This is a genomic window from Albidovulum sp. (assembly GCF_041919395.1).
Lineage (GTDB): Bacteria > Pseudomonadota > Alphaproteobacteria > Rhodobacterales > Rhodobacteraceae > Albidovulum.
On the sequence record NZ_JAYRTX010000014.1, the window covers coordinates 28,681 to 41,411 of the forward strand.

The 12,731-nt window shown below is 68.2% G+C and carries 10 protein-coding genes; 4 read left to right on the forward strand and 6 right to left on the reverse strand.

Translation table 11 applies throughout. The features are described 5' to 3' along the window. Positions 1-34: 34 nt before the first annotated feature. Complete coding sequence (locus tag ACMUOO_RS04350) at positions 35-1,081, reverse strand: ornithine cyclodeaminase (protein WP_301918276.1); 1,047 nt, start codon at positions 1,079-1,081, stop codon at positions 35-37. Between the two features lie 5 nt (positions 1,082-1,086). Beyond that, a complete protein-coding gene (gene rocF / locus ACMUOO_RS04355) occupies positions 1,087-2,013 on the reverse strand; it encodes an arginase (RefSeq protein ID WP_301918277.1) in 927 nt (308 codons plus the stop codon). A 118-nt stretch (positions 2,014-2,131) separates the two neighbouring features. Here rocF and ACMUOO_RS04360 point away from each other — a divergent pair, with 118 nt between their 5' ends. Beyond that, on the forward strand, positions 2,132-2,563 hold the full coding sequence (locus ACMUOO_RS04360; RefSeq protein WP_301918282.1) for an Lrp/AsnC family transcriptional regulator: 432 nt from the start codon (positions 2,132-2,134) through the stop codon (positions 2,561-2,563). 3 nt (positions 2,564-2,566) lie between these two features. On the opposite strand, the gene ACMUOO_RS04365 is transcribed toward ACMUOO_RS04360, so the two are convergent. Next, entirely contained in the window at positions 2,567-5,032 is a 2,466-nt protein-coding gene (locus ACMUOO_RS04365) for a penicillin acylase family protein (RefSeq protein ID WP_301918278.1), read from the reverse strand. 132 nt (positions 5,033-5,164) lie between these two features. Here ACMUOO_RS04365 and ACMUOO_RS04370 point away from each other — a divergent pair, with 132 nt between their 5' ends. Next, positions 5,165-6,037: an NAD(P)-dependent oxidoreductase gene (locus ACMUOO_RS04370; protein ID WP_301918279.1), complete on the forward strand. Its 873-nt coding sequence runs from the start codon at positions 5,165-5,167 to the stop codon at positions 6,035-6,037. 97 nt (positions 6,038-6,134) lie between these two features. Here the strand turns inward: ACMUOO_RS04370 and ACMUOO_RS04375 are convergent, their stop codons facing one another. Then, positions 6,135-6,692 carry a YSC84-related protein gene (locus tag ACMUOO_RS04375; protein WP_301918280.1) on the reverse strand — a complete coding sequence of 186 codons (558 nt, stop codon included), beginning with the start codon at positions 6,690-6,692 and terminating at the stop codon, positions 6,135-6,137. Positions 6,693-6,812: 120 nt separating this feature from the next. After that, complete coding sequence (gene hemB, locus ACMUOO_RS04380) at positions 6,813-7,808, reverse strand: porphobilinogen synthase (RefSeq protein WP_413854889.1); 996 nt, start codon at positions 7,806-7,808, stop codon at positions 6,813-6,815. Positions 7,809-7,940: 132 nt separating this feature from the next. Here hemB and ACMUOO_RS04385 point away from each other — a divergent pair, with 132 nt between their 5' ends. Next, the gene (locus ACMUOO_RS04385; RefSeq protein WP_301920586.1) at positions 7,941-8,468 is read left to right on the forward strand and encodes a component of SufBCD complex; all 528 of its coding nucleotides are present in this window, start codon (positions 7,941-7,943) and stop codon (positions 8,466-8,468) included. A gap of 31 nt (positions 8,469-8,499) precedes the next feature. Continuing rightward, positions 8,500-11,934: a transcription-repair coupling factor gene (mfd, locus tag ACMUOO_RS04390; protein ID WP_301920587.1), complete on the forward strand. Its 3,435-nt coding sequence runs from the start codon at positions 8,500-8,502 to the stop codon at positions 11,932-11,934. Here mfd and ACMUOO_RS04395 read toward each other — a convergent pair. Continuing rightward, positions 11,931-12,731: MFS transporter (locus tag ACMUOO_RS04395; protein ID WP_413854890.1), on the reverse strand; the 801-nt coding region annotated here is incomplete at its 5' end. The two genes, mfd and ACMUOO_RS04395, sit on opposite strands and share 4 nt — an antisense overlap.

Here is a 12,731-nt window from a genome sequence, read left to right on the forward strand (position 1 = left end):
CCCCCCGAAGTATTTTCGCCACAATGAAAGGGTGTCAGGCCGCCTTGGCCTTGGCCCTCAGAAGCATCCCGTAGAGATCGCGCGGATCGTCTGGGTCGGCGATCATGTCGAGCGGCTCGCTGTAGGGTAGGGACTTGAGCTGGTCGTGGACGTAGCGCAGCGCCGAGAAGTCCTCGATCGCGAAACCGACCGAGTCGAAGAGCGTGATCTGGCGGGCGTCGCTGCGTCCCTTCGCGGCGCCGGTGATGACCTGCCATAGCTCGGTCACCGGATGGTCCGGTGCAAGCTGCTGGATCTCGCCCTCGATGCGGGTCTGCGGCGGGTATTCGACGAAGATCGCGGACCGCAGGAGGATGTCGCGGTGCAGCTCGGTCTTGCCGGGGCAGTCGCCGCCGACCGCGTTGATGTGGACGCCGGCACCGACCATGTTGTCGGTCAGTATCATGGCGTTCTGCTTGTCGGCGGTGCAGGTGGTGACGATGCCTGCGCCTTCCATCGCCTCTTCCGCCGAGGTGCAGGCGGTGAGCGTCAGGCCCGACCCGGCGAGGTTGCGGGTGCATTTCGCAGTCGCCGCCGGGTCGATGTCGTAGAGCCGGACACGGCTGATGCCGCAGAGCGCCTTGAAGGCGAGCGCCTGGAACTCGGCCTGCGCGCCGTTGCCGATCATCGCCATGGTGGTGGCGCCCTCGGGCGCGAGGTGCTTCGCGGCGAGCGCCGACATCGCCGCGGTCCTGAGCGCGGTGAGGATCGTCATCTCGGTCAAGAGGATCGGGTAACCTGTGTTCACCTCGGCCAGGAGCCCGAAGGCGGTGACGGTCTGCAGCCCCTCGCGGGTGTTCTTGGGATGGCCATTGACGTATTTGAACCCGTACATCTCGCCGTCGGAGGTGGGCATCAGCTCGATCACGCCCACGGCTGAATGCGAGGCCACGCGCGGGGTCTTGTCGAAGCTTTCCCAGCGGCGGAAATCGGCCTCGATATAGGTGGCCAGATCGGTCATCACCCGTTCGGGACCAAGATGAAGAACGAGCTTCATCATGTTGTCCACGCTGACGAAGGGCACGATGTTGAGGTTCTGCATCGGGGTCATCCGAAACTGCGGGTGGGGCGGTCGAAGACCTTGCGGCCCATGAGGGAGCCGACAAGCTCCACCATCAGTTTCGCCGTCTTGCCGCGTTCGTCGAGGAAGGGGTTCAACTCGACGAGGTCGAGCGAGGTGACAAGGCCGGATTCGTGCAGATGCTCCATCACCAGATGCGCCTCGCGGAAGGTCGTGCCGCCGGGGACGGTGGTGCCGACGGCGGGCGCGATGCCGGGGTCGAGGAAATCGACATCGAGCGAGACGTGGAGAAAGCCGTTCTCGGCCCGCACCCGGTCAAGGAATTCGCGCAAGGGGGCGACGATGCCACGCTCGTCGAGCACGCGCATGTCGCAGATCACCATGTCGGTGGCGAGAAGCCCCGCGTGTTCGGCGGGGTCGACGGAGCGGATGCCGAAGAGGCAGATGCGTTCGGCCGGCACCGGGGCGGGGAAGGGGGGGAAGGCGTCGAATCCGGTCTGTCCGGCGATGTAGGCGACGGGCGTGCCGTGGAGATTGCCGGACTGCGTGGTCAGCGGCGTATGGTAGTCCGAATGGGCGTCGAGCCAGAGGACGAAGAGCGGCCGGCCAGCCCCGGCCGCATGGGCGGCCACGCCCGCGACCGAACCGAGCGAGAGCGAGTGGTCGCCGCCGAGGAAGATCGGCAGGCCGTCCCGCATCGCGGCGCGGCCAGCGGCGGCGAGCGCCTCGGTCCAGGCGACGGTCTCGGCCAGGTGGTGGACGGCGGGGTTGGGGCAGACGACGGGGCGCAGCGCGGCGGGCGAGACGTCGCCCCGGTCCTCGACGCGCTGCCCGAGGCTTTCGAGGCTTCCGGCAAGGCCCGCCACACGGTAGGCGGCCGGCCCCATCAGGCAGCCCTCGCGGCGCTGGCCGGAGTCGATCGGTGCGCCGATCAGGATGCAGGTCTTGGTCATCAAGTTTCGCCCTCCGGGATTCGCCTGTGCACTGTTCCAGCGGATTGCGTCGGAGAGAAGCGCTCTTATTATCGGAACGCATGGGGTATTTGACAGAGTGACGGGAAAGATGAGCGAACTGGACGAAACCGATCAGGCAATGATCGCCGCGCTCAGGCGCGACGGACGCGCCTCGTTCTCCGACCTCGCGGGGCAGCTGGGACTTGCCCGGGCGACCGTCACGGCGCGGATGGAACGGCTGATGGCGCGGGGGGAAATCCAGGGCTTCACCGTGGTGACCCGCGGTGACCTGACCGCCATGCCGGTCAGGGGCCTGATGATGATTGCGATCGAGGGGCGCGGGACGGAACGGATCATGGCGCGGCTATCCGGCCTGCCCGAGGTGACGGCGGTGCATTCGACGAACGGCCGCTGGGATCTCATCGCCGAGATCGGCACCCGGACGCTGGAGGAACTGGATGGGGTGCTGATGAAGGTGCGCGGCTTCGACGGTGTCTCGGCGAGCGAGACGAGCCTCCTCCTCTCCACCCGCCGGGCGGGTCGGCGCTAGATATCAGTCGTCCCCGGCCGGTTCGAGGCGGGTGATGCCCGTGGCCGCCGCGCGGGCGAGGGCCGGGTCGAGCGACATCGGCACGTATTCGCCCCGCCGCCAGAGCGCGCTGAGGTCGTCGTAGTGCCGGCTGAGGAGGTGCCCCGACTGGCCGGTGGAGATGATGAAGACCGAGCTGTCGGGGTCGGCGAAGTCGTAGACGCCGCGATACCCGGCGCCGTTCACGTTCAGATAGGGTTCCGGCCCCGAGCCCGCGGTCAGCCCGCGGTCGAGCGTGTGGTCGCCGCCGCTCGTCGACTGGCGGATGTTCACGATCCACTTCAGCAGCGGCATCCGCCCAAGTACGGGATGGTCCTGGGTCGCCTGGTGCGCATCGCCCCAGCGCCAGCTTTCGACGTTCGGACCGTAGCGTTCCGAAAGCTCCAAGAGCGCGTCGTCGAGCGCCATGCGGGCGATGTCGGTGCAGGTCTCGGTCGCGGCCGACTGCATGATGTCGCACCAGCGCGCGGCGCCGTCGATGTCACGGAAGACCCGTTCGAGGAACAGGGGTTCCGCGCGGCTGAAACTGTCGGCCAGAGGGCCGAGTTCGTCGCGGATCAGCCGGTTTTGCAGCGCCCGGACCCAGGCCGCGTAGATCAGGGGCTCGGGCAGGTGCTCGTTCATGTCGCCGTCCCATTCGGCCAGCACCTCGAGCGCGCGCTGGCGCAGCCGCTCGGGCGTGCCGGCGGGCGCGGCTTCGCCGGTGAACCAGAGATCGGCAGCGATCAGCGGCAGGACGGTGCGGGCGGCGGGAGAGACGGTGTCGAGCTGGGCCGCGATGAAGCTCTCGCGCGTGTGGACCTCGCGTTCCTGCATCAGCCGCGTCCAGCGCTGAACCCTTTGCGTGTCGCCCCAGGTGAAACTCACATGCCGCGGAAAGGCGCGGTCCACCGTCTTGTTGTTGGTATTCCCGACGATTCCCCCGGGCGGATTCACGAACCTCGGGTTCTCGGCATAGGAAAGCCGGCCCCGCCAGCGGTTCTCGGCCCGCCAGCCCAGTGCGGGAAGCCTTCCCTGGCCGAGCGTCGCGGGGGCGCGGTCGGGGATGGCGCCGAAGGTGGACATGGCGATGCCCGACTGGTCGGCCATGATGACGTTCTGTGCCGGCGCGACGAACCCCTCGCCCGCGGCGATCCCCTCGGCGATGCTGCCGGCCTGCATCAGCCGGATCGCCGAGGTCATCGAGGCATCGGCAGGGTCGAGACCGGTCCAGCTCAGCGCCGCCACGTGGCCGGGCGGCGTGACCGAGCCGACGTCGTAGACGTCCTCGGGCAGGACCGGGCCGTTGTCGGTCCAGCGCAGCGTCACCGTGATCGGCTGGGCATCCCTGACCTCGATGATCGAGGCCCGCGTCGTGAAGGGCTTCCAGCCGTCGGGCGTACGATAGCGGCTGGGGTCGGCGGGATTCACTTCCTCGATCCTCAGGTCCTGGTCGTCCACCCAGGCGGCGCTGATGCCCCAGCCGAAGCGGGCGTTGCGCCCGGCGAGCACGGCCGGGATGCCGGGGATGGTCGCGCCGATCACACCGCCGGAGACGAGTTCCAGCCGGGCGAGATACCAGAGCGAGGGGGCGGAGAAGTCGAGATGCGGGTCATTGGCGAGAAGCGATCCGCCGGCGGCGGACCGCGAGGGCGCCGCTGCCCAGGCGTTCGAGGCCCCGGCACGCGCGGCTGCCGGCAGGGGCCAGAACGGCGTCTCGGGCCGTGTCAGGGCCGCGTAGGACCGCTTGACCCCCGGGACCAGGGCGGCATAGGGCGGCAACGCAGCAACCCCCTGACCCGGCGCGTCCGGCATCAGGTCACGCGGCCAGGTGTCCGACAGGACGGAGAGCCGGGCCCGCAGCACTTCCGTCTCGGCCTGGCCCGCGGACCTGAGCGCCATGAGCTTCAGGATCGCGATGGAATCGGCCGGCTGCCAGTAGGATATTTCGCTGCCGAAGACGAAGAACTCCGGTGCGCCTCGACCGCGCGACTGGGCATTGACGACCTCGATCCAGGCATTGACGCCCTTGGCATAGGCTTCGAGCGCCGTTCGCGTCGGGCCATCCTGCGCCGCCACCGACAGGGTGGCGAGCCGGTAGAGGTCGAGCGTCCGCATCAGTTCGTCGGTCTTCACCGTCTCCAGCCCGAAGACCTCCGAAAGACGCCCCTGAACCGTGCGGCGGAGCATGACCATCTGCCAGAGCCGGTCCTGCGCATGGGCGAACCCGAGTGCGTAGTAGACATCGGCATCGGTCTGCCCGAAGACATGGGGCACGTCGGCGGTATCGCGGACGATCTCGACCGGGGCACCAATCCCTGCGGCGACATATGTCGCATTGTAGTCCGGCAAGGACCCGGCGGCGAAGTAGTAGACGAGACCGAGGCCGGCGGCCGCAAGCCCGACGAGCAGGGAGAAGATCCTCAGAAGCCAGCGAAACGCCGTTACCATCGAAAGGGTCCGAGACTGCCGACCGGTGCGCCCCCCATGCCGGCACCGGTCCCACGGAACCGGTTGACGGCACGGGCAGGGCGGTTAACTAGGGCAGATCGGCGCGGGCTGCAACGACCTTGGGAGGGGTGCATGGCAAAGGTGGCGTTTCTGGGCCTCGGAGTGATGGGTTTCCCCATGGCGGGCCATCTCGCGGCGAAGGGGCACGAGGTCACGGTCTTCAACCGGACGGGCGCGAAGGCTGAGGCCTGGGTCAAGGCACATGGCGGCCGCAGCGCCGCCTCGCCACGCGAAGCGGCGCTCGGCGCCGCGTTCGTCCTGGCCTGCGTCGGCAACGACGATGACCTGCGCGCCGTCTGCACCGGCCCCGAAGGCGCGTTCGGCGGCATGTCCGCGGGCGCGGTCTTCGTCGACCACACCACCGTCTCGGCCTCGGTCACGCGGGAGCTTGCCGCCGCGGCCTCCGCCGCCGGCATCGGCTTCGTCGACGCGCCCGTCTCCGGCGGCCAGGCGGGGGCGGAGAACGGCGTCCTCTCGGTCATGTGCGGCGGCGCCGAAGCCGACTACGCCCGCGCCGAGCCGGTGATCGCGGCCTATGCCCGCATCTGCCGCCGCCTCGGCCCCTCGGGCGCGGGCCAGCTTGCCAAGATGGTGAACCAGATCTGCATCGCGGGCCTCGTCCAGGGCCTCTCGGAAGGGCTCCACTTCGCCGAGAAGGCCGGGCTCGACATCGAGGCGGTGGTCGAGGTCATCAGCCAGGGCGCGGCCGGGTCCTGGCAGATGGCGAACCGTCACAAGACCATGAAGGACGGCAAGTTCGACCACGGCTTCGCCGTCGACTGGATGCGCAAGGACCTCGGCATCTGCCTCATGACCGCAGACGAGAACGGCGCGAGCCTCCCGGTGACCGCGCTCGTCGACCAGTTCTACAAGGACGTCCAGAAGATGGGCGGCGGCCGCTGGGACACGTCGAGCCTGTTTGCGCGTTTGCGCAAGCTCGGCTGAGAGCGGCCTTCACCGGTCGCATGGTTCTTCGTGGACGCGGGAGGCTGATGCCCTCCGCGCGGGTCGTCCCGGGCCGCGCCCGGGACGAGACCCGGGATCAGGGGATGATCCGGGTGTACTTCGTGCCCTCGAGCGTCGCCCCGGCGATGAGTCCGGACTGGCCGAAGACCAGCGCGATGACCGGCGCGAGCGTCGTCACCGTGTCCGCGGCCAGCGATCCGCCCTGGTCCGGAAGCGCGTATTTCGCGTCGGCCCCGACCGCCCAGCCATCGGCCGCCCGGAATTTCGCCAGCGCCGGCTGGGTCATGAAGAAGAGCGCATGGGCGTACTGCTGAGCGCCGATCTGAAGCCCCCAGCTTGCCTGCGTGGCGGAATAGTAGTCCACCGTGACGTCGTTGATCCTGAGCGCCCCGCGCCCGTAGGCGCCGCCGAAGAAGAATCCGGCCTCGGTCATCAGCGGCATGTAGAGCACGCCGACGGACTTGTTCATCAGGTCCACCGTGCCCGGATAGCGCGAGGTCAGGAAATCGCGCGTGGCGTCCACCCGCGCATCGAGTCGTGCCGCCCCGTTGCTGCCAAGGCCGTTGCCGCAGGCGGCAAGCCCGGCCATGGCGCCTCCGGAAACGATCAAACTGCGGCGGGAAAGTCCGTTCATGTTTCTGCTCCGCTCTCGAATGGGTTCATCCGGCCTCGCCGGGCCGGTTGCCACCATCTATAGGGCAGAACCCGCTTGCTGTCATTAAGTGTTGTATCCCGCCGGGACGTCGTGCACGGCTCAGCGGGCAAGGATCCGCGCAACATCCGGCGCGAAATAGGTCAGGACGCCGTCGCAGCCCGCCCGCCGGAAGGCCATCAGGCTTTCGAGGATCACCTCGTCCTTCACCCAGCCGTTCAGGACCGCGCCCTTCAGCATCGCGTATTCGCCCGAGACCTGGTAGGCATAGGTCGGCACGCCGAAGGCCGCCTTCACGCGCGCGCAGACGTCGAGATAGGGCATCCCCGGCTTGACCATCACCATGTCCGCGCCCTCGGAAAGATCGCGCGCGACGAGCCGGAGCGCCTCGTCGGAATTGCCGGGGTTCATCTGGTAGGTCTTCTTGTCGCCCTTCAGCGCGCCGGACGCCCCCACGGCATCGCGGAAGGGCCCGTAGAAGGCCGAGGCGTATTTCGCCGCATAGGAAAGGATCGCCACGTCCTTGTGCCCCGCCGCCTCGAGGCCCGCGCGCATCGCACCGATGCGCCCGTCCATCATGTCCGAGGGCCCGAGGATGTCCGCGCCCGCCTCGGCCTGGGCCAGCGCCATCCTGACCAGCGCCTCCACCGTCTCGTCGTTCAGGATCACCCCGTCCCGCACGATCCCGTCGTGCCCGAGCGCGTTGTAGGGGTCGAGCGCCACGTCGGTCATCACCGCCACCTCGGGCACCGCCGCCTTGATGGCGCGCACCGCACGGTTGGAAAGGTTATCGGGGTTCCAGGCTTCCTCGCAGGTCTCGGTCTTCAGCGCGGGGTCGGTATAGGGGAAGAGACAGATCGCCGGAATGCCGAGCGTCGCCGCCTCTTCCGCCGCTCGCGCCACGCCATCCACGGTCCGCCGCACCACGCCCGGCATGGAGGGAACCTCCACGTCCGCGCCCGGCACGTCCGTGACGAAGACCGGCCAGATCAGGTCCTTCACGCTCAGCCGGTGCTCCTGCGCGAGATCGCGCAGTGCGGCCGTCCGGCGCAGGCGGCGGAAGCGGAGACCGGGGAAGGGGGCTTGGTTCGGGGTCATGGCGCGCCTCCGGTTTCGGGTTTGGCAACGGGTTGCACGGATCGGTGCGCATCTCAAGGGTGGAAACCGCCGCAGGGCACCGCTAGCATCGCGGCAACACGCCCTGCCGAGGGGCGTTTCAGGGGGCAGGACTTGGACTGGACGAAACTGATCTTCGACCTGATCGACCTCAGGTCCTTCTCAAACCTGTGGTACTGGATCGCGCTTGCCGTCACCTGGTCCTCCGCCTCGCACTGGGTGCTCGGCATTCCCTATGACATGGTGCTGCGCGCCCGCCGTGCCGGCGGACAGGCCGAGGCCGACCTGGAGGACATCGCGCGCATCAACGTGTCGCGCATCCTCTACATCGTCCGCGAGGCCGGGGTGATCCTGCTCGCCATGCTCGCCTTCGCGCTGACCACGCTCGCGCTTCTCGGCTTTGTCTACAAGGTCGAGTTCGCGCAGGCCGTGTTTCTCATCGCTGCGCCGCTGACGGTCGTGGGACTGATGAGCGTGGCGACGGCGCGCCGGATCGCCGAGGAGGGTGATCGGGGCGAGGCGCTGCGGCGCCGGCTCGCGCTGCACCGCGTCGGCGTGCAGGTCATCGGCATGATCTCGACCTTCGTCACCGCCTTCTGGGGGATGCTGCAGAACTTCAACATCTCCATCCTGCCCGGTTGACACCGGCGCGGGGAAGGCTACGTCAGCCGCCATGACCACGCCCGCCCACATCACCCTCTCCGGCGCGCCCGAAGGCTTCGACGCCCGCCTGATCGCCCGCGAGCTTGCCAGGGGCGCGCCAGTCGTCCACGTCGCCCGCGACGACAAGCGGATGGAGGCAATGCGGGCGGCGCTGGCCTTCTTCGCGCCCGACGCGCTCGTGCTGACCTTCCCGGCCTGGGACTGCCTGCCCTATGACCGGGTCTCGCCGGCGGCCGACGTCTCGGCCACGCGGATGGCGACGCTCGCCGCGCTCGCCCATGGCCTGCCGCGGCCCTTCGTCCTGCTGACCACCCTCAACGCCGCGACCCAGCGGCTTCCCGAGCGCGCGGTGCTCAGGGAGGCTGCCTTCAGCGCGCGCGTCGGCCAGAGGCTGAACGAGGGCGCCTTGCGGGCCTTCCTTGTCCGCATGGGCTTCACCCAGAGCCCGACGGTGACCGAGCCCGGCGACTACGCCGTGCGCGGCGGCATCATCGACATCTATCCACCGGGGGAAGGCGGTCCGGTCCGGCTCGACCTCTTCGGCGACGTGCTCGACGGCGCGCGGCGCTTCGATCCGGCGACGCAGCGGACCACGGAGAAGCTGGCGAAGGTCGAACTCGCCCCCGTTTCCGAGGTCATTCTCGACGAGGCCGCGATCACCCGCTTCCGCCAGACCTACCGGATCGAATTCGGCGCGGCGGGGACCGACGACCCGCTTTACGAGGCCGTGAGCGCCGGCCGCAAGCACGCCGGGATGGAGCACTGGCTGCCGTTCTTCCATGACCGGCTGGAGACGCTCTTCGACTACCTGCCCGGCGCCGCGGTGATGCTCGACGACCAGCTCACCCCGGCGCGGCTGTCGCGCTGGGAGGGGATCGAGGACCAGTACGACGCCCGGTCCGAGGCGATGGCGCGGAAGGACCGGCTCGACACCGTCTACAAGCCCTGTCCGCCGGGGCTGCTCTACCTCGACGACGGAGGCTGGGACGCGGCCCTCGCGGGGCACCGGGTGATCCAGCTCGTCGCGCTGCCGCAGGCGACGGGGCCGGGCGTTCTCGATGCGGGCGGGCGGATAGGGCGCAACTTCGCGCCCGAGCGACAACTTGAGAATGTCAACCTTTTCAGCGCTCTGGTCGATCATGTGAACGCCCGGCGCGCGGATGGCCAGGTGGTCATCGCCTCATACTCGGACGGCGCGCGGGAGCGGCTCAAGGGACTTCTGGAGGACGAGGAGCTTCTCGGTTCGAAGCCCGTCCGCGACATCCGCGAGGTGCCAGAGGGCCGGGGCGGCGTCTTCCTCGCCGTCTGGGCGCTGGAGCATGGCTTCACGGGTGGGGACCTTACCGTCATCTCCGAACAGGACGTGCTCGGCGAAAGGCTCATCCGCGGTGCGAAGAAGCGCAGGAAGGCCGACAACTTCCTGACCGAGGCGCAGTCGCTTTCGCCCGGCGACCTCGTGGTGCATGTCGATCACGGGGTCGGCCGCTACACGGGGCTGGAGACGATCACCGCGCTCGGCGCGCCGCACGACTGCGTTGCGCTGGAATATGCCGGCGGCGACCGGCTTTACCTGCCGGTCGAGAACATCGAACTCCTGAGCCGTTATGGCCATGAGGAGGGGCTTCTCGACAAGCTCGGCGGCGGCGCCTGGCAGGCCAGGAAGGCGCGGCTGAAGGAACGCATCCGCATGATGGCCGAACGGCTCATGCGCGTTGCGGCCGAACGGCTTCTGCGGAAGGCGCCGGTTCTCGAAGCCGCGCACCACGAATACGACGCCTTCGCTGCCCGCTTCCCCTATCAGGAGACCGACGACCAGCTGTCGGCCATCGAAGAGGTGGTGGAGGACCTTGCCGAGGGGCAGCCGATGGACCGGCTCATCGTCGGCGACGTGGGCTTCGGCAAGACCGAGGTCGCCATGCGCGCGGCTTTCGTCGCCGCCGAGGCGGGGGTGCAGGTGGCGGTGATCGCCCCCACCACGCTGCTCGCCCGCCAGCATTTCAAGACCTTCGGCGACCGTTTCCGCGGCACCGCGATCACCGTGCGCCCCCTGTCGCGCTTCGTCTCGGCCCGCGACGCGCAGGCGACGCGCGAGGGTCTGGCCGACGGGTCGGTGGACATCGTAATCGGCACCCATGCAGTGCTCTCGAAGCAGGTGAAGTTTCGTAACCTCGGCCTCCTGATCATTGACGAGGAACAACATTTCGGAGTTGGCCACAAGGAGCGGCTGAAGGAGATGCGGTCGGAGATCCACGTCCTGACCCTCACCGCCACGCCGATCCCCCGGACGCTGCAGCTGTCGCTCACCGGTGTCCGTGACCTTTCGATCATCGGCACGCCGCCGGTGGACCGGCTGGCGATCCGGACCTATGTCTCGGAGTTCGACAGCGTCAGCATCCGCGAGGCGCTTCTGCGGGAGCGTTACCGGGGCGGGCAGAGCTTCTATGTCGTGCCGCGCATCAAGGACCTGCCGGAGATCGAGGACTTCCTCAAGACCCATGTTCCGGAGGTGAGCTATGTCGTCGCCCATGGCCAGATGGCGGCGGGCGACCTCGACGACCGGATGAACGCCTTCTACGACGGCAAGTATGACGTGCTTCTGGCCACGTCGATTGTTGAAAGCGGCCTCGATATTCCGACCGCCAATACGATGATTGTCCACAGGGCTGACATGTTCGGTCTCGCCCAGCTCTACCAGATCCGGGGACGGGTGGGGCGCGCGAAGCTGCGCGCCTACTGCTACCTGACGACGAAGCCCCGCGCGCCGCTGACGCCCGCCGCGCAGAAGCGGCTCAGGCTCCTCGGCTCGCTCGACAGCCTCGGCGCGGGCTTCTCGCTGGCCAGCCAGGACCTCGACCTGAGGGGCGCGGGCAATATCCTGGGCGAGGAACAATCCGGCCATATCAACGAGGTGGGCTACGAACTTTACCAGCAGATGCTGGAGGAGACGATCGCCCGGATCAAGGCCGGCGACATCGAGGCGCCGACCGGCGAGGATGGCCAGTGGTCGCCGCAGATCAACCTCGGTGTGCCGGTGATGATCCCCGAGGATTATGTGCCCGACCTGGATGTGCGACTCGGTCTTTACCGGCGGCTCTCAACGCTGACGACGAAGGTCGATCTCGAAGGTTTCGCCGCCGAACTCATCGACCGTTTCGGTCCGGTGCCGAAGGAGGTCAACACGCTCCTCCTCGTCATGCGCATCAAGGCGATGTGCCGGCGGGCGCACATCGGCCGCCTTGATGCCGGGCCGAAGGGTGCGACAGTGCAGTTCCACGCCGACAAGTTTCCCAATCCCAAGGGGTTGGTGGAGTTTCTTCAGGCGCAGAACGGGCTTGCGAAGATCAGGGACAACAAGGTCGTCATCCAGCGCGACTGGACCCGTGACAGCGAGAAGATCAAGGGCGCCTTTGCCATCGCCAGAGAACTCGCGGAAAAGGTCGCCTAGCCCTCGCGCCGGGGCAGGGCCAGCATCAGCGGCACGGCGAGCGCCGAACAGATGAAGACCCCGACCATCAGCGGCAAGGGTGTGCCGTCGAAGGCAAGCCCGATGGGGGCTGCCACGAGCACCGAAAGCACGGTGGCAAGCGCCGTTACGACCGAGGCCGCCGTGCCCGCGATATGTCCCATGGGTTCGAGAGCGAGCGCGTTGAGGTTGCCGATGGTCAGACCGGCCATGAAGAAGACTGTCACCGTCCAGTAGAAATAAAGCCAGAAGGCCGCCCACTCGGGCACGAGGTTCGCGCCGAAGAGCAGGACCATGACGGCCGAATTGACCGTCTGCGCGGCGAAGGTGCCGGTCGCCATCGCCCGCATCCCGAGCCGCACCACCAGCCGCGCGTTGAGCACGCTCGCGAAGCCGGAGAGGAGCGCGATGACCGCGAACCAGCGCGGGAAGCTCTCGGCCAGCCCGAAATGCCGGTCGAAGACCTGCTGGGTCGAGGAAAGCGTGGCGAAGAGAGAGGCGAAGGCGAGCGTCATCACGAGGATGACCATGACCACGAGCCGGTGGGTCAGGATCTCGCGCACGGCTGCGGCGAGCGTGGCGAAGCGCAGCGGCCGGCGCGCCCGCACGGGAAGGGTCTCGGCCTGACGGAGCCAGAACCATGCCGTCGAGAGAACGGCGAAGACGATGAAGGCCGGAAAGATGCCGCGCCAGCCGAAGCCCGCAATGATGAAGGAGCCGATGAGCGGTGCCACCGCCGGGACGAGCACGAAGACCATCATCGTGATCGACACGATCCG